This is a genomic window from Chitinivorax sp. B, assembly GCF_005503445.1.
GTDB lineage: Bacteria > Pseudomonadota > Gammaproteobacteria > Burkholderiales > SCOH01 > Chitinivorax.
Genome location: NZ_SCOH01000027.1, coordinates 1 through 21,608, shown reverse-complemented (window position 1 = coordinate 21,608; position 21,608 = coordinate 1). Strand labels below are relative to the sequence as shown.

Genomic DNA, 21,608 nt, shown 5'->3' with positions numbered 1-21,608 from the left:
AGTTGGCACCAGCTCGATGGCGGGGGCGATCATGTTGACAGCACCCCCAAAGCAGGCCTGGAGGGTGGGTGAGGCTGCCTCTTCAGTCGATGATTCGGCCAATTCCTTGCGATGCCCGGTTCTGAATAGCCAGCGTTCGTATCCGGTAATACAAGGTATGCATCGGAATCTTCAAATCTTCGCTGGCCAGTTTGACCGACCCGGCATGGCGGGTCAGAGCAGACACGATCAAGGCCCGCTCAATATCCCGCATGCGGCTTCGCAATCCGCCTTCCTCCTCGCAAGCTTCGTCTGCACGGCCATTCTGACAAGGACAGTTGATGGGCGCCAAGCCCAGTGAGAATCGCTCCGCAGCGGTTTTCAGTTCCCTGACATTGCCGGGCCAATTGTGGGCCAGCAGCATGCTTTCAATGTGAGGCGTGATGTCTGGCGCAATCCGTTCGAATCGCTTGGTTGAGTCGAGAACAAAACGGCGAAACAGTGGCAAGATTTCATCGGATCGTTCGCGAAGTGGCGGAAGTCGGAGAGAAACCACATTTAACCGGTAGTACAAATCTGCCCGGAAGCGATTCTGCGTCACCAATTGATCAAACGGTACTTTGGTCGAGGCTAGCACACGCAGATCAAAACGCTGGAAACGTGTTGAGCCGACGCGTTCACAACCACGTTCTTGTAGCACACGTAACAGTTTTGCTTGCAGTGACATAGGCATGGAATCGATTTCATCGAGATACAACGTACCTTTGTGAGAGGCTTCGACTTTGCCACCACGAGAGCGGGTTGCGCCGGTATAGGCACCCGCTTCGACACCGAACAACTCACTTTCAGCCAGGGTTTCTGGAATGGCGGCACAGTTGAGCGCAACGAAACTGCCGGTACGGCCCGATGTAGTATGAATGTGACGTGCCAGTGTATCTTTGCCAACACCTGTTTCGCCTTCGATCAGGATGTCGATCGGCAATGATGCCAGATCTTCGGCTTGCTGGAACAGCGCGGAATTGTGATCAACATGACTGCTTACTGGGGGGGTGTCCGTGACGGGCAGGACATCATATCCGGTGGCTAATAGGGCGCTCTCCTCAATTCGGCGCATGTTTTGTGCTCCCTGGCAACGGGCCTTTGCTGGCGGACTGGTAGCGTGGTGATTGGCTGAATTGTAGATGCATCACGCAGAGGCTGGGGGAATTGTTAATCATTTCTACTACTCTCCTGGAATTAATATTAAATAATCCGTATGTATGTAATTTTTGGATTGTCATTGTGAGAGCATGACTGTAAGTGCTATGACTGCCACATTGATTTGCATCAAGGTACGTATTCTAAAATCAATCAAATAATACTTGTCAATTGAAAATGCATTTTTTGTGTAAGTTTTATTGAAATGAAAAGCTTTTCACGTTATGAATTTCTATATGTTCTTATTTTCTAACTTTATTGATGTTCTGTGTCAGCTTTGCCATATTGTTTCTGTCGGCAGGGTTGAATGAATGTGTTTTCAACTACATCATTTAAAACGACTGTTTGATTAAACAAGAGCCTCCAACATGTTGCTGCTATGGATGGCAAGCGGTGAATAGTTATCAAAATTGATAATGAGATTGAGTGTTAATACTATAGGTGCTTGTTGTATGGGTATGACTGGCGGTCATTTGTTGGGTGGGTGTTGAGTAAATTTGATCAATACTTTGCTCTCATGGTGTTTGGCGTGTCTAAAAATTTGAATGGCATTGTGTTTGATCATGCATTAATTGTATTTTTTAGGAGGGACATGCTAATTGAGAGAATTTGGGCCGCATTGCTTGAATGAATATGCTGTTGTTATTTCGTGGGTTGCTGTTATTTAATGAGAAGTGATCTTTTTGAATGCTGGCTTTTGTACTGAGATAGTGGGGCGGCCGTTATGTGTACTGTCTGTTGGTCAGGGTGAGCCGATGTGATTGGCAGGTTCGGACTGGTTGGGGTGGTGGTGTTGCTATCGCTCCTGGTGATCTTCCGCGTGAAGTGGCGGATTGCCGTGATCGAGAGAGGTAGTGGGGTGGCGTTACATGTTTGTGGGGGAAGGGTGAGTTGGTCGGTTGGAATTGACCAGGCCATCAGCAGTCTGTAGTAGCGATTGTACTGCCCGCTCAAACAATGGCGCGGCTTCCAGAAATTTGGCCCGACCATTTTGCAGTAGGCGTTTGAACAACCGTAAACTGATTATGGCGGGTTCGCTACGACCGTCCATGCTGAGTACCAGGTTGGTTGCGTGCTGGCTGATCCAGTTCAGACGTGCACGGCTAGGGTGCCCGTCCAGATTGATTTCAATCATGACACCGCTTTGCAGGAGTTGATGTAACTCTTCATCTGGGGTGTCGTTCTGCTTGGTGATGCTGGAGGATGTCAGCGCGGCGTCGACCGCCGTGACCTCATGCATCAGCTGCTGATATTGGTGATCAATGACGGTCAATTCACTTTCGAGCTCGGTCAGCGTGTCATCCAGCACATGTCGATTGATTTCGACAGGTATATCCTCCGGGATGTCGACAGGTAGCGGATTGATCAGGGGCATGAACTGATCATGAATGTGCGAAAGTGATGGAACCTGCGCCTGCACTTGTCCGGCGCGCAACGCATGGGTGTGGCTGTCCACCAACCAGCCTAGCAGGCTTTGTTGGCGGTCTGGCGGCCAGTCCAGCCATTTCAAGCCCTCGCGCAATGTGGCCAGCATAGGCTGCAGTAAGACTACCAGTTGCCGGCGATCCTGCTCGGTAGTCTTGGGGGCAATGCTCCAGATCAAATCCGGTACCATTAATCGAAATCGATCTGCCTTGGTCGGCGTTTCCCGTTCTGCTTTTTCAATGACACGTGGCCAGTGATTGATCAGAAAGTCCTTTAGATCGTTGTCGATGGTCAGGTTTGACAGAGCGTCCGCCATGGACGCCGAGATGCGGGCATAACGCAGAGTACGGCTGGCCGCATTTTCCATGACCTGCACGGCTCGCTCCACTTTGGCATCGCCGGAACGCAATTCGCGGGCAATGAAGGCATCCAGCTCATCCAGCATGCGTTCGAACAGCGCCAGCCCTTCATGATCGTCTGCAAGCAGCGATTCGACAATCCGGACGATTTCCGTGGTGACCCGCTCACCGCTGGGGTCCATATGCTTCAATCCCAGCGAGATGGAGCCAATACGATTGACCAGCATGCGGGCAGGATGGTTTTTCTGGTTGAACAGGGCCGGATCCTGCAGGGCATGTTTCAGCACCAGGATTTGTAAGCGACCAAGCTGGGCGCGAACTTCGGCGGGTACTTGGCTGTCGCGCAGGATGAATTCGAACAGCATCGCCACCACATCAATGATCATCTGCTGATTGATGTCGCTAGTTGCGTCGCGTAGGGCAGGGCGTTGTTCCATCATCACATTGCGGATACTGCCGTCTTCCTGTTGCCAACTGTCGTGCTCGGATAGGGCCTCGCTGGTCAGTTGTTGTAGCGATTGCTCCAGTGGCTGGCTGATTGGGCTGGCACGTAAGCCGGACACGTTGTCTGAGCTGACAAACAGTTTGCGCAATACATGGCCGACTTGTTGTGTTGTCTGCAGCCAGCTGCCACGCGTTGTAGCGGGTGATGTGGTGGCAGGGGGGGCGGGATGCTCTGTGTTTCGTCCAGATGTTCCCCATTGGGCTGACTGCTGTTGCACCCACTGCATCAATAGATCTTCATTGGAGGGTAAATGGGTGGCACCCGTGTTGGCTGGTCCACCTGCCGGGAGGGGGGCGTAGTCTGTCGTTGCCTGTGTCTCATGTGCAGCGGGCGTGGCTGCGGTGCTGCTTGAGCTACCTGACGAAACCGGGCGGCGTATCTTCAGTTGCAGCTCGGCAGCAATGCCATGCCTGGCCAGCAAACTGTTCAGCGCCCCGTAAATGTCAGCGATCCGGCTGCCGAACTCTTCTGCCAATTGTACGATCAGTACGGCGGCGATCTCAGGAGGTAATGCAAGCTGCTCTGTGGCGGTGGCGATGCAGCGTGAAAACAGATAGGGGCGAAATGGGTTTTCCCGCTCCTTGATATTGTCCTGCTCAAACAACAGTGCAATCCGAATGTTCAGGTCGCGCAATTGTTCTTCGGCCTCGTTGCGCAAAAGCTTAGTAATGGTTTCAATGCGGATTTCGTCATCCACTGTCGAGGTTTCCACTAGCGACAGGCTATTGATCTGCATGCTGGAGAATGACGGACGGAAGGTGCTGTAGGCGGTTTGAAAGCTGCGATTGATCAAATGCTCCATTGATGACTTCAGATTTTGCTTCAGTAGTGATGTCTGGCGCGACAAGATATCGCGCGCATCCATCAGCTTGCGTCGTTCGACTGGGGAAGGATGGGCATCCGCCTTTTGAAACAAATGCTCTGAACAGCGCTGGAGCAGGGCTTCCAGCGGGTCAACAAAGGCATGCATAAATTCTGCACGGGTGGCTGCCAGTAAATCGTTTCGATCCATACGGCCCCTATTCATACGCTGGAACACTTTGAGCGCCAGCGATCTGGTCGGTTAAGATCCATAACGCGGTAATGACATAACCGACATGGCGTCCGGTATGCATCACACTCAAGCATAGCGGGGCAAATTGTATTTTTCTAAGAAGCTATTGACGACTTGGCCGTTACACGAATTCAGCGTGGGTTGCACTATGACCGACTGATTCGCCATTCATGATGCCGCTCAAGAATCGGTTGCACAGTGTAAAGGTCTCAGGTTAAGCTCAAGCCCTCTTTCTTTGTCTTATTGATCTTGTTCGCCGGCCCTATGCGTCCGTTTATTGCAGCTACCACGATTATTATTATTCGCACCGTGATTAAACGTCACGGGGCGCGTTGCTGCTTGGTCGGAAGAACACACTAACCGATAAAGCCAGATTGTGACGAAGCCCCCGCACCGAAAGGTCCGGGGGCTTCGTCGTTTTAGGACTCAATCAATGGGTTGTGTTGGAGAGGCCGGCAGCCGGCGTTCTCCTGCAGCCCCAAGGAAACGACTATGCGTGGTGCAGACCTAATGGTAGAAGCGCTCCGGCAAGAGGGCGTCAAGGAAATATTCGGTTACCCCGGGGGCGCCATCATGCCATTTTATGATGCGCTATATGGTGCGCCGGTCAGGCACGTTTTGTGCCGACATGAGCAAGGTGCTGCCTTGGCCGCGTGCGGCTACGCACGGGCGTCGGGCAGGGTTGGCGTATGTGTGGCAACATCCGGTCCAGGGGCCACCAACATCGTGACTGCGCTCGCGGACGCCATGCTGGATTCGGTTCCGCTGGTTGCGCTGACAGGGCAAGTAGCACGCCCGTTGATTGGGACGGATGCATTTCAGGAGGTGGATGTGCTGGGCATGACCATGGCGGTGGTCAAGCACTCTTTCCTGGTTGAATCACCCGGCGAATTGGCACAGGTATTGGCCGATGCGTTCTGGCTGGCTCGAAGTGGCCGGCCGGGGCCGGTGCTGGTTGATATCCCAAAAGACATACAGCTGGGTCGTGTACCGACCGGTTATCAACCACGTTCATCCTGCCGGGCAAGCTGTCCCAATGCCACGGCATTGATCCAGGCTGGGCAGTTGATACGGGATGCCCACCGGCCATTGCTGTATGTGGGTGGGGGCGTGGTGCTGGCTGACGCGGTAACAGCATTGCGGGCGTTTGCTGATATCACGGGTATGCCGGTGGTGACTACGCTCAAGGGAATTGGTGTCCTGCCACATGATCACCCGTTGAATCTGGGCATGCTTGGCATGCATGGTACTCAGGCCGCCAACCGGGCAGTTCAGGCCTGCGATTTGTTGATCGCCGTCGGGGCTCGATTTGATGACCGGGCGACGGGTAAGTTGGATGAATTTGCGCCGCACGCCAAGGTAATTCACCTGGATATCGATCTGGCAGAGATTGGCAAGTTGCGCGGGGTGGATGTTGCCATCACTGATGATCTCAACACTGTCTTGCCGCCGCTGGCATCGTCCCTTGCAATCGAAGCGTGGCGCGAGACTTGCTTGGCGGACAAGCAGCGTTATGCCTTCCGTTACGACGCACCAGGCCCTGCACTGTTTGCGCCGGCCTTTCTATGGGGTATGGCTGAACTCATGCCGTGTGATGCGATCGTATGTTGCGATGTCGGGCAGCACCAAATGTGGGTGGCACAACATGTCGGATTTTCCATGCCTCGCCAGCACCTGACCAGTGGCGGCCTGGGAACCATGGGCTTTGGCCTGCCGGCAGCAATCGGTGCGCAACTGGCTTATTCGGACCGGACTGTCATCAATGTGTCGGGCGATGGCAGCTTCATGATGAATGTGCAGGAGCTGGCCACCGTTGGCCGTTACCAACTGCCGATCAAGATTGTATTGCTTGATAACGCCATGCTGGGGATGGTCAAGCAATGGCAGGAGCTCTTTTTTGAAGAGCGGTATAGCGAGACTGACTTGTCGGACAACCCGGATTTCACGCAAGTTGCCGCTGCTTTCGGCATTCCATCCCGCGCCATCCAATATCGTGACGAGCAACGGGGCGCGTTGCTGGAGTTGCTGACAACACCAGGCCCTATGCTGCTTCACGTCAAAATCGACCGTAAAACCAATGTCTGGCCGCTGGTGCCACCTGGCAAATCGAATCTTTACATGCTTGAAGGAGAGCTGGAATGCGAAGCCGTTTGAATCTGACTGTTCTGGATCGTGCTGGTGCACTGGAGCGATTATTGCGTGTCGCACGTCACCGTGGTTTTGTGTTGTACGAGTTGACGGCTAATCGTGGCACGGAAGGCATGCTGAATATCATGGTTGAGGTGGAAAGCGATCGTCAGCCAATGCTGCTGGTAAGCCAATGGGCCAAACTGCCGGATGTCAGGGCGTTGCAAATTGGGCAGACATTGGTCTGACTGATCTCAATACATGATGACCCCTTGCAGTGCTGGGTGACGACTTCATCGTGATGTCGCAGGTGGGTGAGCGTGTATTGCCCACCAGATTTGGTGCGTATGCTGGTATTCAAGTATCCTGCCCGCTTTTATTTGTCATTTATACTGGCAAGGGGGCGTACTGATGAAATTCTTATTCGCACCTGGGGCGGGTTGGTGGCTGACGGCAGGTCTGGCATTGGCATATCCGACCGTGACAACGGCAGTGACGAATGCCCAACTTGAACGTATCAAGCATGTCGTGGTGATCTACGGTGAGGGACGGAGTTTCGATCACGTGTACGGCCTGTTCCCCAGGGCAGATGGCATCAAGCAGGCCAAGCCAGAATCGACCCGACAGATGGATCGGGATGGTAAGCCGTTGGCTACATTGCCACCGATTTTGGGGGGGGCACGCGATGTGTCTCAGGACAATGCCGTCAATCTGCCCAATGCCCCGTTTCAGATCAATGACCCCAAGGGTTTCAACCAGTCATTGAATGTGGCGACACGTGATCAGGAACACCAATTTTATCAGCACCAGATGCAGCTTAATGATGGTAAGAATGATGGGTTCGCCGCCTGGTCCGACGTGGGGGCGTTGGCAATGGGTTATTACGATGGCAGTAAATTACCGATGTGGGAATGGGCCAAGCAATTTACCCTGGCAGATCGTTTCTACATGGCGGCATTTGGCAGCTCGTTTCTTAATCATCAGTGGCTGATTTGTGCCTGTACTCCGACTTATCCCGATGCCGCCAATAGCCCGGCCAAGGACTGGATTGCTGCCGTGGCGGAGGACGGTAAATCGTTGCAGGTGGTGTCAGGATTGGGTTCTGCACTTATAGAAAAGCCCAGGTTTGTGCGCGATGGTGCACTGACGCCAGATGGCTTTGCGGTCAATGCTTTGAAGCCGCCTTATCCGCTGTCATCAGCAGTGTCCACCGCTGACGGCAATGTGCAAATTACAGACTCGCAAGATGGCCGCACGTTGCCGCCACAAACTCAACTCACCATTGGCGATCGGTTATCGCAAAAAAACATCAGTTGGGCATGGTATGCGGGTGGTTGGCAGCGGGCGCATACAGATGGCACAGCGATTGAAAGTGATCTACCACCCAGGTTGCAGGCTCACCATCAGCCATTCAATTATTATGCCAACTATGCACCTGGAACCGCGGCGCGTGCTGTGCATTTGAAAGATGGTGAAGCGTTTTTGCAGGACATTGAGCAAGGCACGTTGCCTGTTGTGTCCTTTTATAAGCCTCAGCGTGAGCTGACTCAGCATCCTGGTAATGTAGATGTGCTGAGTGGTGATCAACATATTGCCGATATCGTGGCCAAGTTGATCCGAGGCCCGCAATGGAAGGACATGTTAATTGTGGTGACTTACGATGGCGGTGGGGGCTTCTGGGATCATGTGTCGCCGCCAAAGGCGGACCGCTGGGGACCGGGGGGGCGTATTCCGGCGATTATTATTTCTCCTTACGCGCGCCGCAACTATGTAGACTCGACTCCCTACGATACGACATCCATCCTGTGGTTCTTGTCCAGGCGCTTTGATTTGGAGCCATTGCCTGGCATGGTGCAGCGTCAACAGGCATTGAAGGTGAATGGCCTGCCTGAAATGGGGGATCTGGTGTCGGCGTTGAGCCCGGAAAATCTGGCAACACGGCAAGGTTATGGTGGTCGACGTAACAGGGCCGAGATGACAGGCGACGCGGCTAAACCCAAGAAGGGCGCAAAGCAAGGCAAAAGTGGTGGTAAAGCGAAAAATTCTCGTGGGAAGAAGCGGCGCTGAGCCATTGCTGTAAAAGCCCGGATGCCCCGGGCTTTTTGGAAATTGAAATGCGCCAAAAAAAGAAAAACCAGAAAATCTTTACGATTTTCTGGTTTCTTTTGTGGCGTCCCCACGGGGATTCGAACCCCGGTTATCGCCGTGAAAGGGCGGTGTCCTAGGCCTCTAGACGATGGGGACTTGGCCTTTTAATTATTGGCAGCGTCCTGTTTTGCCAACAATCTGATTCTTGGTGGAGGTAAGCGGGATCGAACCGCTGACCTCTTGCATGCCATGCAAGCGCTCTCCCAGCTGAGCTATACCCCCGAGACAGGCTGCGCATTCTAGATAGGTCGTTTCGGTTTGTAAAGGGGGTAAATAAAAAATTTTGCACAATTCGAAAATTTGTCCCTGATAGCCGCCTGCTATAATTCGCGCTGGCAATATCGGGAGAGATTGGCAATTGTTGGTTACCATTGTGACGCCTTGCCAATCGGATACACGTTGGATTACCACCTTTACTGTGAGCAGAAAGCCGCACCGGCTGGTTCTGCCTTCTATTACGCACTGCGTGGTGTACCCACTCACTACCGCCAGTCGATCATTGCACTGTATGCATTATCACGAGAGCTGCATGACGGGCTCGACGAGTGTTCGGATGCGGCCATTGCTGAAGCCAAGCTTGCTTGGTGGGCCACCGAGCTGGATCGCTGGGCGGAAGGCAAACCTGAACATCCGGTGACCAAGGCACTACATGATGCGGTACCCGCTGGCGTGTTGGCTCGTGAGCAGCTGCAGGAATTGCTGGATGGTGTGGAAATGAACTTGCGCCATACTCGCTACAATGATTTCAAAGGGCTGCGACTTTATTGTTACCGCCATGGTGGCATGTTGATGCAGTTGGCGGCACAGATACTTGGCTGTCGGGATCGACAGCAAATCAAGTATGCCCATGAACTGGGTATCGGCCTTAGCTTGTGCGAGTTAGTACTGGAGGCGGGTGCTCATCTTCGAAAAGGCATTGTCTATTGGCCGCTGGAAGATTTGCAGCGGTTTGAAGTGCCGGCCCCTGATCTGCTGGCTTTGCGCGAACACCCGAATTTGGCAAGTCTTGCCAGCAGTCAGATTGAACGGGCTCTGGGCCAATTGGATGAGGCCACCCCATTGCTGCCAGCCAAGGAACAGCGTAGCCTCAGATATGGCCGAATTCTGGCCGCCATCGCCCGTGCGACATTGGCCGAAGTAATCGCCATGGGGCCGGCTTGTATATTGAATCAACGGGTTTCGTTGACACCAATTCGAAAACTGTGGATCGCGCTGACAACACGCTGATCTACTCAATCACGATTGAATAAAAGTATGATCGATTTTCGTAATTATCAACCCAGCTCCGATCACCTGGAGGATCGTGTGATCATGGTTACCGGGGCGGGACAGGGTGTCGGCAAAGAGGCCGCGCTATGCTTGGCCCATCATGGCGCTACGGTAGTACTGCTGGGGCGTCATGTCAAAAAGCTGGAAGCGGTATATGACGAAATTGAAGCCAATGGTGGGGCTAAGCCCGCTGCAGTGGCGCTGGATCTTGAACGGGCTACCGAGGCCGAGTTGACTAACGCTGCCACTCAGATCCAAAGCCAACTCGGTCGGTTGGATGGCATCCTGCACAATGCATCGGCCTTTGTTGGCTTGTTCCCGCTTGAGCAGGAACCCATGGAGTATTGGATGACCCACTTGCGTGTCAATGTGGTGGCACCCGCCGCCCTGACTCGTGCATGCCTGCCATTACTGCGTGCCAGTGGGGACGGAAGTGTGGTGTTGGTTGGTGAGTCTCATGGTTTGCAGGCTAGCCCATATTGGGGAAGTTTCTCGGTATCTCGCGCAGCGGCCATGTTTTATGCACAGATTGCTGCCCGTGAATGGGATGCTCAAACTGATCCGCGTATCAATATCGTGGTGCCGGGTCCGATTCACAGTCCACAGCGTATTAAAACCCATCCGGGAGAAGCGCGTGAATCGTTGCCGCTACCAGCTGCGTTGATGCCAATCTATCTCTATTTGTTGGGGGCAGACAGCAAAGGTGTGACAGGACAGACCTTCCAGTGTGCCGATTGGCTCACACCAGATGCATGACGACTAGGGGCGGCAGATGACATCACTTTTCAAAAAGGTCGCACTGGTCGCCCGCCATGGCAAGCCTGAGATCGTCGCATCCATGCTGGATCTGGCAAGCTTCCTGACAGAAGATGGGGTGGTTGTACTGTTTGACGACCAAAGTATCGACCCATTGCAGGCTGCGCCATTTCAACTGATCGAGCGAGACAAGATCGGGCGTATGGCTGACTTGGTCGTGGTCTTGGGGGGCGATGGTACCATGCTGTCTGTGGCTCGCCTGATTGCACCTTATCGAATCCCTCTGGTGGGTATCAATCAGGGGCGGTTGGGATTTATGACGGATATTCCGTTACATGAAATGAAGCAGTCAGTAGCGGATATCCTGAAAGGAGAATTCATCCCGGAAGAGCGTATTCTGCTCGAAGCGACATTGTTCCGCCATGATCAGGAAATTGCCAAAGGTCTGGCTTTCAATGATGTGGTATTCAGTCGTGGTGCGACTGGCTCAATGATTGAGTTCGAGATTTTTGTTGATGATCAATTTGTCTACAGCCAACGTTCGGACGGCCTGATTGTCAGTACGCCTACCGGGTCTACTGCCTATTCACTGGCTTCTGGCGGGCCCATTTTACATCCTACGGTACCGGCCATCACATTGGTGCCAATCTGCCCACAATCCCTGTCCAACCGGCCAATTGCCATCAATGATGGTTGCGTGGTCGAATTCATGCTCACGCGTGGGCAGGATGCGCGGGTACACTTCGACAACCAGTCACACAATGAATTGCATGAACTGGATCGGGTAGTGATTCGCCGTTATCGCAATTCGCTGCGAATTTTGCACCCAATTGGCTACAGTTATTACGACATGCTCCGGCACAAGCTGCATTGGGGCGAAAAACTACTCTGATACCACAACTATGTTGCTGACGCTGCGTATCCGTGATTTTGTCATCGTTGACAAGTTACAACTCAATTTCAAGCCGGGTTTTACTGTTCTGACTGGTGAAACCGGTGCTGGCAAATCAATCCTGATTGATGCGCTGGGCTTGGTACTGGGCGAACGGGCTGAGCCCGGTGTGGTTCGTGCCGGGACGGACAAAGCCGAAATCGAAGCAGAATTCGATATTGTCCAACTTGCTGAGCTGCAGCGATGGCTGACCGAGCAAGCGCTGGAAGGCGATGAGCATTGCCTGTTACTGCGACGTACCGTTGACGTGGGCGGGCGCTCAAGGGCTTTTATCAATGGCCGGTCTGCCACCTTGCAGCAATTGAAGGAAGTGGGCGAGCATTTGGTGGACATCCACGGTCAACATGCGCATCAATCGCTATTGAAGCAGGATGCCCAGCGGGCGATGGTTGATGGTTATGCCGACTTGCTGGAATTGGCTGGAGAAGTACGTACCGCTTGGCAAAGCTGGCAGGCACTGCGGCGTACCAGGTTGGAGTGGGAAAAAAACGCTGCTGCCTATGCTGCAGAGCGTGAGCAATTGCAGTGGCAGGTCAAAGAACTGGGGGCATTGGCGCTGACGCCAGAGGTATGGCGTGATCTACAGAATGAACATGCTCGCTTATCCAATGCCGCCAGTCTGTTGGAAGGCGCGCAATTTGGGCTGGAAATGATCTCGGAAAATGAGCCAAGTGCTGCTGGTGTGGTCGGAGCCGTGTTGTCGCGTCTGCAGCCCTTGGTCGAGTTTGACCCGGCTTTGGGCGAAACAATTGAACTGCTGGAGTCGGCAGATGTGCAGTTGCGTGAGGCTGCATATGGCTTGCGCCATTATCTGCAGCGTGCCGACCTTGATCCGCAACGTCTAAAGGAGGTGGAAAGCCGCCTGGATGCGATTCACAGCACGGCACGCAAATACCGTGTCAGCGAAGAAGCCTTGGGTGAGCTGCAGCAAGCCAAGCAGCAAAGGCTTGACGAGTTGGGGGGCGATGACGCTGACGACGGTCTGTTGCAACGTGAACTGGCTGCAGAAGCACAATACTGCAAGCTCGCAACAATGCTTTCCAGAAAACGACAGGTTGCGGCCAAGGAGCTGGGTGCCCGTGTAACCACCGAAATGCAGCATCTGGCCATGGCCAGTGGCCGATTCGAGATCGTATTGAAGCCCTTGAACGAAGGCTCGATCACTGGCCTCGAGCAGATTGAGTTTCTGGTTAGCGCCAACGCGGGGATGGCGCCGCGGTCACTTGCCAAGGTTGCATCTGGTGGTGAGTTGTCGCGCATCAGCTTGGCCTTGCAGGTGGTGGCCAGCAGCGTGGCTTCGGTACCCGTCTTGGTGTTTGATGAGGTAGACGTGGGTATCGGGGGGCGCGTGGCTGAAATTGTTGGCCAACTGCTGAAGCGTCTGGGGGGCGCTCACCAAGTGCTATGCATCACACACCTACCGCAGGTCGCAGCTCGTGGTGATCAACAATGGCAAGTGGCGAAGCACATGACCAATGGTGCAACCTTGTCATCGATTCGTGAGCTGGATACCTCGGAGCGCATCGCTGAAATTGCCCGTATGCTTGGTGGTGTGGCGATTACCGATACCACCTTGAAACACGCTGAAGAGATGCTGGCCGGCTGATTTTGTAATTTACTGTATTCGGTTATGTGGCGGGTTGAGAAGGCGCTATACTCAAACTGAGTGTGCTAGCTAAAGACCGAGAGCGATGGTTTCAGATCAGGAAAACGATGTTCATGAAGGCCCGTTGGACGCTTATCTGGCGTTGATCAAGACCAAAGGCGTCCCGACACGGGAAATCAATTTACGAAAGCATTTCCTGCGGCATTTAGTGTCCATGCTGGAAGGTTTGCCGTTGAATGGCGATCTCTACCGGGAAGTGGTCGATCAGGTATTGCGTAAATTTCCGGATGATGCTGCGTCGCAGGAAATCTTCAAAACAGCTGCTCGCGAGTTCTACAATTTCTGGATCTGTGATACCAAATCACTCGCCAAGTTGACTCAGGCTGCACTGGTCAATGAAGAGCCGATCCATATCCATGCCGCAGGCAGTTTGAGTGATCTGTTGGCTGAAATGGATCGGGCGCGTTCCTGGGTGTGTACTGATTGGGCTGCCATTGAACGGTACTTACAGCAACTTTATGCTACAGGCTTGGCCAAGGCGGCCATTGATGTGCGAGAACGGCTATTGCGGCTGCTGATGTATGTCTCGCGTGAATATCCTTCCTCCCCACGTGTCTACCGTGCTGCTGTTGATGCCATGTTGCCATTGTTCACTACACCGGAAGGGCAGCAGGTGTTTGTATCGCTTGCCCGTGAGTTCTATTATTTCTGGTTGCAAGATCCCGCTGCCGGCATCAAGCATGACAGTGCACCAGGGCAAATGAACGGCAACAATCAGCTGGCGTTTTGACTTGGTTTTCTGACCTGGGGAAGCGCTGGCTGATCCTTATATTTTCAAAGGACTTGGCACGAATAGCTGATCTGCCTTTGGCAGACGGGGTGGGATCTGTGCTATGTTCCGCCCCTGTCTGCTGTTGATATCACCATCCCATGATGCCATTTTGCCAACCGCCACAGCCTTACTGGCCTTGGCGAGAATCGTTTCCCAACCTATCAGTATATGCAACTGAATTTCAGTTAAGCGCGTTTCAACCTGTGTTACTGGACACATTGGGGACATCGATTCCCACAAGTATTCAGCGTTCGGCTCCCAAGCGGCAGGCTGACTATCTCAGTGGTCGCTTATGTGCTAGCCAAGCTTTGCAGAGCATTGGTATTGAAGGCTGGATTGCGCCAATTGGAGAGGACCGCGCACCACAATGGCCTGCTGGGCTGGTTGGATCAATTACCCACGGTACTGGCATGGCGGCGGCGGCAGTCGCTCGTGCCGAACACTACCGTGGTGTCGGCATAGATGTGGAAACCTTGCTCAAGCCAGAAACGCTGCACAATATCGCAGAGTCGGTGCTGACCCCTGCTGAGCAGACCATACTGGCTGATATGCTTGGTGCGCAGCAGGCGGCTTTCATCGCGACAGTTTTTTCATTGAAGGAAAGCTTATATAAAGCGTTGTATCCCATTGTCGGCAAATCCTTCTATTTTCATGATGCTGAGGTAGTTGGTTGGGATGCGAATCAAACAGCGGTGACGTTGAAGTTGTTGTTGGATTTGTCGAACGATTGGCGTGTTGGCCATACTGTTACAGGCTACTATGCTGCTCAACACGCTCGTGTGATCAGTCTGGTGCTGATTTCTGCCTGATATGGTTGAAAGTTACTTGCATGGGCCGGTGTGCTAGCTAATCTGAAGAGATGGCCCACCGTCGGGGCGATGATTTTGTCTGATCCAACGGGTGCAAAAATCATTCGACACGGAATGTTGTGCCCATACTCCCGGCCATTCACTACGCCACCATTGTCAGCCATGTTTCCGCAATCAAGCTATTCTCCATCTATCCTGTCTACGTGAGGACGGCAAACCGGGCAAAGGCTGTCTGGTTTGGCTGTGTGCTGGCAACCTCGGTGTTGTTGAATGGCTTGGCATATCTTGTTATCTGATGTAGGTGGTCACGTGGCCGAGTGGGGGCATAGTATGACTCTGCCGCAGCGAATTGTTCGGCAGATTAGGCGGTTACTATCCTTGCAATCATGTTGCGCGTAACACTTGGCAGGTTCTGACGCTTTTTGAAGTTCAAACCAATGTGGAGATAGCGATGGCAACCAAGAGAATCTTGATGATCTGCGGAGATTATTGCGAAGACTACGAAACCATGGTGCCATTCCAGGCTCTATTGGCGGTGGGGCATTTGGTGCATGCAGTGTGTCCGGACAAGCGTGCCGGTGAGTTTGTTGCGACCGCTATTCACGATTTTGAAGGGCAACAGACCTATTCGGAAAAGCGAGGGCACAATTTTACGCTGAATGCCACGTTTGCTGACATCAAGACATCAGATTACGACGCATTGGTGATCCCGGGTGGGCGAGGGCCGGAATACCTGCGTATGAACCCGGCAGTCATAGAGATGGTCCGTCATTTCTTTGTGACCAACAAACCGGTTGCTGCTATTTGCCATGGTGCACAACTGTTGGCGGGTGCGAATGTGCTAGAAGGACGAACATGCTCGGCCTACCCGGCGTGTCGTGCAGATGTTGAATTGGCTGGCGGCCGGTACGCCGATATTGCGATTGATGCAGCCTATACCGATGGGAATTTGGTGACGGCACCTGCTTGGCCTGCCCACCCTACCTGGATTGCCCGGTTCCTGGCAGTGCTGGGCACCCGGATTGATCATTCGTAGGTAGGAGAAACGCAGGATATGCGAATTGCTTATCAGTATAGCCCCAGTGTTCTATCAGAACCGTACGCGCATCTTGTATTTGCGCCACATGGCGACTAGCCTGGACTGGGAGCAAACGAGCTGCGCGCGTACTTGGATACTGAACTCCAGGCTTCGCTCAATTTCACCTCATTCTGATGTACCACCTACAATTGCTATTTGGTGTTGCCATTGACGAGTGCAATGCGGGAGCGGTCGGGTGGCCTTTGGCAGGACCAGACCGCCCTTCCATGGCCGGCTTTATAGCATTTAGGCATCGGCAGGCTGATTGCTGGCATTTGAGCGATTACCTCAGTATGTCACTCATCAGCGAGCTGAATTGATGCCAGTTCGCTCACCAAGCAGGACATCTGTCAGTAATCGGGCCGAGCCACAGCTCATGGTCCAACCCAAGGTACCATGGCCGGTATTCAAGTAAAGATTGTCAAACATGGTACGGCCAATCAGCGGGATGTTATTGGGGGTGGCAGGACGTAAGCCGGTCCAGTGTGTAATGGCTGATACATTGCGTAAACCAGGGAAAAGCTCAAAGGTACGCTGTTCAATGGCTTTCAAGCGTGTAGGGTTCAACACCATGTTGTAGCCATTCAATTCTGCAGTGCCTGCTACACGCAATCGCCCACCCAGTCTTGAAAATACCAGTTTTCGGGCTTCATCGGTCAAACTGATGAAAGGGGCATTTTTGTCCTCCCCAACAGGTAAGGTGATTGAGTAGCCCTTCACCGGATAAATGGGCAACTTTAGTCCAATTGGTCTCAGTAGTCGTGGACTGTAGCTGCCGAGGGCCACTACATAGGCATCTGCCTGCCATTGCTGCGCGCAATTGCCGTGTAGCCCACTCACACTGGTAATGCGGCCATGTTGGTAGTGAATCTGCTTGATCTCGGTATCAAATTGCCAGCGCACACCGGCGGCGGTACAGTGCTGTGCCAGTACCTGTGTAAACCGATGTGCATCGCCCGATTCATCGGCTTCGGTGTAAACACCACCCACCAGTTTGGGTAAAAAGGGTGCCAGAGCAGGTTCAATGTCGATAGCTTGCTGCGCGCTGACCGTGTAGCGAGGACAGCCCTGCTCAGTCATCCAGTCAACTGTGTTGGCGGCAGCCCGAAACTCCTTGGCATCCTCGAAAAAAGCCAGAATACCTCGCGTTTGCTGATCGTATTCCAAGCCTAGCTGTTGGCGTAACAAGCCTAATTGTGTACGGCTTTCCAGACCCAGCCTGACCAATTGCTGGGCATGAAGATGTGAACGTCCAATCCTGCATTCGGCCAAAAATCGTAATCCCCAGCGCCATTGCGCGGCATCGGCTCTCAATCGGAATAGGAGTGGGGCATCTTCACGGCCTAGCCACCGCAGAATCTTGCGTGGTGCTTCTGGATTTGCCCAGGGCTCAGCTTGGCCAACGGAGATCTGTCCACCATTGGCAAAACTGGTCTCCATCCCGGCTGCTGTCTGTCGGTCCACGACAGTCACCTCAAAACCGGCCTGGCGTAAAAACCATGCACTGGTTGTGCCCACCACACCGGCACCCAAAATCATCACATGCATTGGAGAGACCTTATTCGAATGTGGGTAAATTGCCAGATAAGGTGGCTGGAAAACTGTATCCCTCCGAGATCGAGGGGACTGCATCTGTTATGTTCGACCGTCCTGGCATACGCTGAGGGTTCGATCCAACCTTTGTCTTGAGCCCTATGCATCATGAATAATCTCTCCCTGTATCTGACGACAGTCCTCATTTGGGGTTCTACTTGGCTCGCCATCAAATTTCAATTGGGAAGTGTACCGGTCGAATGGTCGGTCGCCTATCGTTTCGGCCTTGCGGCACTGATTCTGTTTCTATGGTGTGCGTGGCGTCGACTGCCCATGCGTTTCTCCCGTCGCGATCATGCTTTTATTGCCTTGCAAGGCATATTGTTGTTTGGCGGCAATTATGTACTGATCTACCACACTGAACGTTTTCTCAGTTCGGGTACCACCGCAGTACTGTTCTCTACGGTTGTGTTAATGAATACACTGGGCATGCGCATCTTTTTCAAACAGGCTATTGAACGTAAGGTGATTGCCAGTGCTGCGCTTGGGATTATGGGTATCAGCCTGGTGTTTTGGCAGGAACTGACCCAATTCGATGATTTGATCGCAGGCTTGATAGGTATTGGTCTGGGGTTGTTGGCGACATTTTGTGCATCACTTGGCAATATGGCATCCAGCCGTAATGTGCGGGCAGGGATTCCGGTCGTACAGTCCAATGCATTTGGTATGGCCTATGGTACGTTGGCTGTGGTCCTGGTTGCGATATTACTGGATCGCCCGCTGATATTGCTCTGGCAAGTAAATTACGTCGTGTCGCTTATCTATCTGGCAGTTTTCGGTTCAATTCTTGCATTTGGTGCCTATTTGACCCTGATCGGCAAAATAGGGGCAGATCGTGCCAGTTACGCGGGGGTTGTGATCCCAGTCGTGGCGTTGTTGCTGTCGACTTGGTTTGAGCAGTTTACTTGGCATACGAGTACAGTCATCGGTATTGCACTGTGCTTGGCTGGTAATGTACTGATGTTGCAGAAATCCATAGCTGCACCAGTATTGCGACCTGTTCGGTCTGTTTGAGTCACATGCTATTAGGGATAGCTGCCTCTTATCTCTGTGGTATGTTGGGCGAATACCTGTCGGTTTTATTCCGAATGGCCGTATTGAGGAAGCAGTGGCTTGATGTCATTGAAATGAAGCAGGTTTGCCAAGCAGATATTGGATAAACCTGCTTCAAACTGGTCAGCCGATCTGCTCCAGTTCCGTTTGTAGCTCCAGCCAGGCTTCTTCCAGTTGTTCCAGTTTGCTGATCAATTCTGCCTGTTGTAACAAGGCCGCCTTCAGCCCTTCCTTTTGATCTGCTTCATATAGCGTTCCAGAGGCCAATTTTTCGTCGATTACCGCTTTGGTGGCCTGTAACTTCTCCATTTCGGCGTCCAACTTTTTAAGCTTGGCTTCAATGGGTTTGCGCAAGGCAGATAGGCGATTGCGTTCTTCTGCTTCTGCCCGCTTTTGTGCCCTGCGATCACCTGCTTGGCCACTGGTCGAAGGTCCGGTGGCATCTGCTGCCTGTTGTTGCCGGTAATCACGGTAGTCGTCCAGGTCGCCATCGAATACTGAAACCTGTCCATTTTCGATCAGCAAAAAGCTATCCGTGGTGGCACGTAACAAGTGGCGATCATGTGAAACCAGAATCAACGTGCCTTCAAAGTCCTGCATTGCCAACGTCAGCGCTTGCCGCATTTCCAGATCCAGATGGTTGGTTGGTTCATCCAGCAACAACAGATTCGGGCGCTGCCAGATGATCAAGGCTAGAGCCAAGCGCGATTTTTCACCCCCCGAGAATGGTGCAACGGGGGACAAGGCCATGTCACCACGAAAATCAAAGCCGCCAAGATAGGCTCTCAATTCACTTTCTTTGGCTTGCGGATCAAGCCGTTGCATGTGCTGTAACGGGCTTTCATCTGGCCGTAGTTGCTCAAGCTGGTGTTGTGCAAAGTAGCCAATCTTCAGCCCCTTGCCTTCAATACGGTGCCCAGACAAAGGAGCTGCCTCACCAGAAAGCAGCTTGATCAGTGTGGACTTACCGGCGCCATTGACGCCCAACAAGCCCAAACGGCTACCTGCCATCAGAGTCAAGTTCACGCTTTGTAGTACAACTTTGTCGCCATAACCTGCTTTGGCTTGCTCAATCCGTAGGAGCGGGTTGGGGCTGGATTCTGGTTCTCGGAAACTGAATTCGAACGGAGAGTCGACATGTGCTGCTGCAATACGCTCCATCCGCTCCAGCGCCTTCACCCGGCTTTGCGCCTGTTTAGCCTTGGTGGCTTTAGCCTTGAACCGGTCTACAAAGGACTGCAGGTGTGCGATTTCACGCTGTTGCTTGGCATGGGCCGACTGCTGTTGAGCTAGTCGCTCAGCCTTTTGCTTTTCAAAGGATTCGTAGTTGCCGGTGTAAAGAGTGATTTGTCTGTTGTCGACATGGGCAATGGTATTGATGGTGGCATCCAGAAAGTCCCGATCATGAGAAATCAGCAACAAGGTGCCCGGATAGCTTCGCAGCCAGCTTTCCAGCCACATCACAGTTTCCAAGTCCAGATGGTTGGTTGGTTCGTCCAGTAGTAATAGTTCGGAACGACACATCAACGCCTGTGCCAGATTCAAGCGCATGCGCCAGCCACCAGAAAATGCAGAAACAGGTGTTTGCATCTGGTCGCTATCAAAGCCAAGACCAGCAAGCAGTTTGGCGGCCCGTGCAGGTGCAGAATAGCCATCGGCGTGTTCGATCTGCGAGTGCAGTTCGGCAATACGATGACCATCATGTGCCGTTTCGGCAATGGCAAGTGCGTTTTGTAGTGTTCGTAATTCTGCGTCACCATCAATGACATATTCAATCGCTGGTGTTGGCAGGGCTGGTGTTTCCTGCGCTACATGGGCAATGGTCAGCCGGGGAGGTATGTTGACATCACCGGCATCGGCATGCAGTTCATCCCTTAACAAGCCAAACAACGTTGACTTGCCGGCCCCATTGGCACCCACCACGCCAATCTTCTGGCTGGCGTGAATCGTCAGGTTAACTTGTTCAAAAATCGGTTTTAGCCCGCGTTGCAGACTCAAGTTGCGTAAGGTAATCATGGGGCGCAAGTTTACTCTGTTGAAAGCGTGACCGCACGTCTGTTGATGCAGATGCATGGTAGCTGGTAAACCATCCAATCTGACCTTTACCAATTTTGGCTCAGGCACTGTCACTGTCTCAAAACGTTTATAAATAGAAGAATCATTATGTGAAACATCCCGGCATTCTTATTTTTGATACCGATTTTTGATACTGAGTGCTTGATCGACTTCTATTTAAAGCAGATCCTACAAAGATCAATCTGGCTCATTATCTTGAACTGGAGTTATCAGAAGTCGTGCAAGGATGTTAGGGCGTGGTGCGTTCATGGTGAAGGCAGAAAACAATCACTTCCTTTGACATTGCCAGCGGAGCTGATGGCCTAGGTCTCGTACGCTGCGTCTATATAAAGGCTGGGGTGCGTGTGGTCCGATGTTTGGTGGTGGCGTGTTTGTGCCGAAAAGACACTTCAGATGCTTCAATAACCTGCTAAGGTCAAGACTTCATTTTTGCGAATTTAGGAGTGGCTTGCAATCTTTGCTAAATGTGTGGTGTAGATGAATCAAGGGCTTACCAAGAGCTTTCAAAAAAGTTGCATGTAATGGTTGACGAGTAGGGGGAGGGTGAGTATAGTTCGGCCTCTCTCGCAGCGACGCGGCGAAACGAATAGATGTTTTGACTGCGCAACTGAATGATCTTTAACAAAAAAATACAGTCGATAAGCGTGGGCGCTTATGGGTTGGTTGCCAGGTCTTCGGGTCTGGTTAATCAAAGAAATAAAGTGCTCACGTTTAGAAATCAGATAATTCTGAAATCTTGCGTGAGATTAGGATTGAACGAAAGAGTTTGATCCTGGCTCAGATTGAACGC

General features: G+C 52.6%; 15 protein-coding genes and 2 tRNA genes. 11 read left to right on the top strand and 6 right to left on the bottom strand.

Translation table 11 applies throughout. The features are described from left to right. Positions 1-82: 82 nt before the first annotated feature. Both FFS57_RS16130 and FFS57_RS16125 read right to left on the bottom strand, forming a co-directional pair. Positions 83-1,093 carry a sigma 54-interacting transcriptional regulator gene (locus FFS57_RS16130; RefSeq protein ID WP_137938841.1) on the bottom strand — a complete coding sequence of 337 codons (1,011 nt, stop codon included), beginning with the start codon at positions 1,091-1,093 and terminating at the stop codon, positions 83-85. A 948-nt stretch (positions 1,094-2,041) separates the two neighbouring features. After that, a complete protein-coding gene (locus FFS57_RS16125) occupies positions 2,042-4,477 on the bottom strand; it encodes a DUF1631 family protein (RefSeq protein ID WP_171013997.1) in 2,436 nt (811 codons plus the stop codon). Positions 4,478-5,011: 534 nt separating this feature from the next. Between FFS57_RS16125 and ilvG the strand changes: the two genes are divergently transcribed. The 3 genes from ilvG to acpA all read left to right on the top strand — a co-directional run bounded on the left by ilvG (position 5,012) and on the right by acpA (position 8,713). After that, entirely contained in the window at positions 5,012-6,673 is a 1,662-nt protein-coding gene (ilvG, locus tag FFS57_RS16120) for an acetolactate synthase 2 catalytic subunit (RefSeq protein WP_137938839.1), read from the top strand. Further along, positions 6,658-6,894, top strand: coding sequence for an ACT domain-containing protein (locus tag FFS57_RS16115; protein ID WP_137938838.1), 237 nt, complete (start codon positions 6,658-6,660; stop codon positions 6,892-6,894). Before ilvG ends, FFS57_RS16115 begins: the two co-directional genes overlap by 16 nt. A 163-nt stretch (positions 6,895-7,057) precedes the next feature. Beyond that, positions 7,058-8,713, top strand: a complete 1,656-nt coding sequence (gene acpA, locus FFS57_RS16110; protein WP_137938837.1) for an acid phosphatase — start codon at positions 7,058-7,060, stop codon at positions 8,711-8,713. A gap of 101 nt (positions 8,714-8,814) precedes the next feature. On the opposite strand, the gene FFS57_RS16105 is transcribed toward acpA, so the two are convergent. Both FFS57_RS16105 and FFS57_RS16100 read right to left on the bottom strand, forming a co-directional pair. Further along, positions 8,815-8,890: transfer RNA gene (locus tag FFS57_RS16105), tRNA-Glu, on the bottom strand. A 50-nt stretch (positions 8,891-8,940) separates the two neighbouring features. Next, positions 8,941-9,016 (bottom strand) — tRNA-Ala (locus tag FFS57_RS16100). 177 nt (positions 9,017-9,193) lie between these two features. On the opposite strand from FFS57_RS16100, the gene FFS57_RS16095 reads away from it, so the two are divergent. The 7 genes from FFS57_RS16095 (at position 9,194) to FFS57_RS16065 (ending at position 16,054) form a co-directional block, all read left to right on the top strand. Then, positions 9,194-10,021 carry a squalene/phytoene synthase family protein gene (locus FFS57_RS16095; RefSeq protein ID WP_249384020.1) on the top strand — a complete coding sequence of 276 codons (828 nt, stop codon included), beginning with the start codon at positions 9,194-9,196 and terminating at the stop codon, positions 10,019-10,021. A gap of 27 nt (positions 10,022-10,048) precedes the next feature. Continuing rightward, on the top strand, positions 10,049-10,819 hold the full coding sequence (locus FFS57_RS16090; RefSeq protein WP_137938835.1) for an SDR family NAD(P)-dependent oxidoreductase: 771 nt from the start codon (positions 10,049-10,051) through the stop codon (positions 10,817-10,819). Between the two features lie 16 nt (positions 10,820-10,835). Then, positions 10,836-11,711, top strand: a complete 876-nt coding sequence (locus FFS57_RS16085; protein WP_137938834.1) for an NAD kinase — start codon at positions 10,836-10,838, stop codon at positions 11,709-11,711. Positions 11,712-11,721: 10 nt separating this feature from the next. Further along, entirely contained in the window at positions 11,722-13,377 is a 1,656-nt protein-coding gene (recN, locus tag FFS57_RS16080) for a DNA repair protein RecN (protein WP_137938833.1), read from the top strand. Between the two features lie 85 nt (positions 13,378-13,462). Then, on the top strand, positions 13,463-14,167 hold the full coding sequence (locus FFS57_RS16075; RefSeq protein ID WP_137938832.1) for a hypothetical protein: 705 nt from the start codon (positions 13,463-13,465) through the stop codon (positions 14,165-14,167). Between the two features lie 140 nt (positions 14,168-14,307). Beyond that, positions 14,308-15,018 carry a 4'-phosphopantetheinyl transferase family protein gene (locus FFS57_RS16070; RefSeq protein ID WP_137938831.1) on the top strand — a complete coding sequence of 237 codons (711 nt, stop codon included), beginning with the start codon at positions 14,308-14,310 and terminating at the stop codon, positions 15,016-15,018. A gap of 451 nt (positions 15,019-15,469) precedes the next feature. After that, complete coding sequence (locus FFS57_RS16065; protein WP_137938830.1) at positions 15,470-16,054, top strand: DJ-1/PfpI family protein; 585 nt, start codon at positions 15,470-15,472, stop codon at positions 16,052-16,054. Positions 16,055-16,399: 345 nt separating this feature from the next. Here the strand turns inward: FFS57_RS16065 and FFS57_RS16060 are convergent, their stop codons facing one another. Next, on the bottom strand, positions 16,400-17,644 hold the full coding sequence (locus tag FFS57_RS16060) for a D-amino acid dehydrogenase (protein WP_137938829.1): 1,245 nt from the start codon (positions 17,642-17,644) through the stop codon (positions 16,400-16,402). A 153-nt stretch (positions 17,645-17,797) separates the two neighbouring features. Here FFS57_RS16060 and FFS57_RS16055 point away from each other — a divergent pair, with 153 nt between their 5' ends. Further along, a complete protein-coding gene (locus FFS57_RS16055; RefSeq protein WP_137938828.1) occupies positions 17,798-18,703 on the top strand; it encodes a DMT family transporter in 906 nt (301 codons plus the stop codon). Positions 18,704-18,865: 162 nt separating this feature from the next. On the opposite strand, the gene FFS57_RS16050 is transcribed toward FFS57_RS16055, so the two are convergent. Next, a complete protein-coding gene (locus FFS57_RS16050) occupies positions 18,866-20,758 on the bottom strand; it encodes an ATP-binding cassette domain-containing protein (protein WP_137938827.1) in 1,893 nt (630 codons plus the stop codon). Positions 20,759-21,608 lie beyond the last annotated feature (850 nt).

Excerpts from the sequence above, each read along its gene's own strand:
- FFS57_RS16130 (WP_137938841.1), bottom strand. The coding sequence starts at position 1,093 with ATGCGCCGAATTGAGGAGAGCGCCCTATTAGCCACCGGATATGATGTC.
- FFS57_RS16125 (WP_171013997.1), bottom strand. The coding sequence starts at position 4,477 with ATGGATCGAAACGATTTACTGGCAGCCACCCGTGCAGAATTTATGCAT.
- ilvG (WP_137938839.1), top strand. The coding sequence starts at position 5,012 with ATGCGTGGTGCAGACCTAATGGTAGAAGCGCTCCGGCAAGAGGGCGTC.
- FFS57_RS16115 (WP_137938838.1), top strand. The coding sequence starts at position 6,658 with ATGCGAAGCCGTTTGAATCTGACTGTTCTGGATCGTGCTGGTGCACTG.
- acpA (WP_137938837.1), top strand. The coding sequence starts at position 7,058 with ATGAAATTCTTATTCGCACCTGGGGCGGGTTGGTGGCTGACGGCAGGT.
- FFS57_RS16090 (WP_137938835.1), top strand. The coding sequence starts at position 10,049 with ATGATCGATTTTCGTAATTATCAACCCAGCTCCGATCACCTGGAGGAT.
- FFS57_RS16085 (WP_137938834.1), top strand. The coding sequence starts at position 10,836 with ATGACATCACTTTTCAAAAAGGTCGCACTGGTCGCCCGCCATGGCAAG.
- recN (WP_137938833.1), top strand. The coding sequence starts at position 11,722 with ATGTTGCTGACGCTGCGTATCCGTGATTTTGTCATCGTTGACAAGTTA.
- FFS57_RS16075 (WP_137938832.1), top strand. The coding sequence starts at position 13,463 with ATGGTTTCAGATCAGGAAAACGATGTTCATGAAGGCCCGTTGGACGCT.
- FFS57_RS16070 (WP_137938831.1), top strand. The coding sequence starts at position 14,308 with ATGATGCCATTTTGCCAACCGCCACAGCCTTACTGGCCTTGGCGAGAA.
- FFS57_RS16065 (WP_137938830.1), top strand. The coding sequence starts at position 15,470 with ATGGCAACCAAGAGAATCTTGATGATCTGCGGAGATTATTGCGAAGAC.
- FFS57_RS16060 (WP_137938829.1), bottom strand. The coding sequence starts at position 17,644 with ATGCATGTGATGATTTTGGGTGCCGGTGTGGTGGGCACAACCAGTGCA.
- FFS57_RS16055 (WP_137938828.1), top strand. The coding sequence starts at position 17,798 with ATGAATAATCTCTCCCTGTATCTGACGACAGTCCTCATTTGGGGTTCT.
- FFS57_RS16050 (WP_137938827.1), bottom strand. The coding sequence starts at position 20,758 with ATGATTACCTTACGCAACTTGAGTCTGCAACGCGGGCTAAAACCGATT.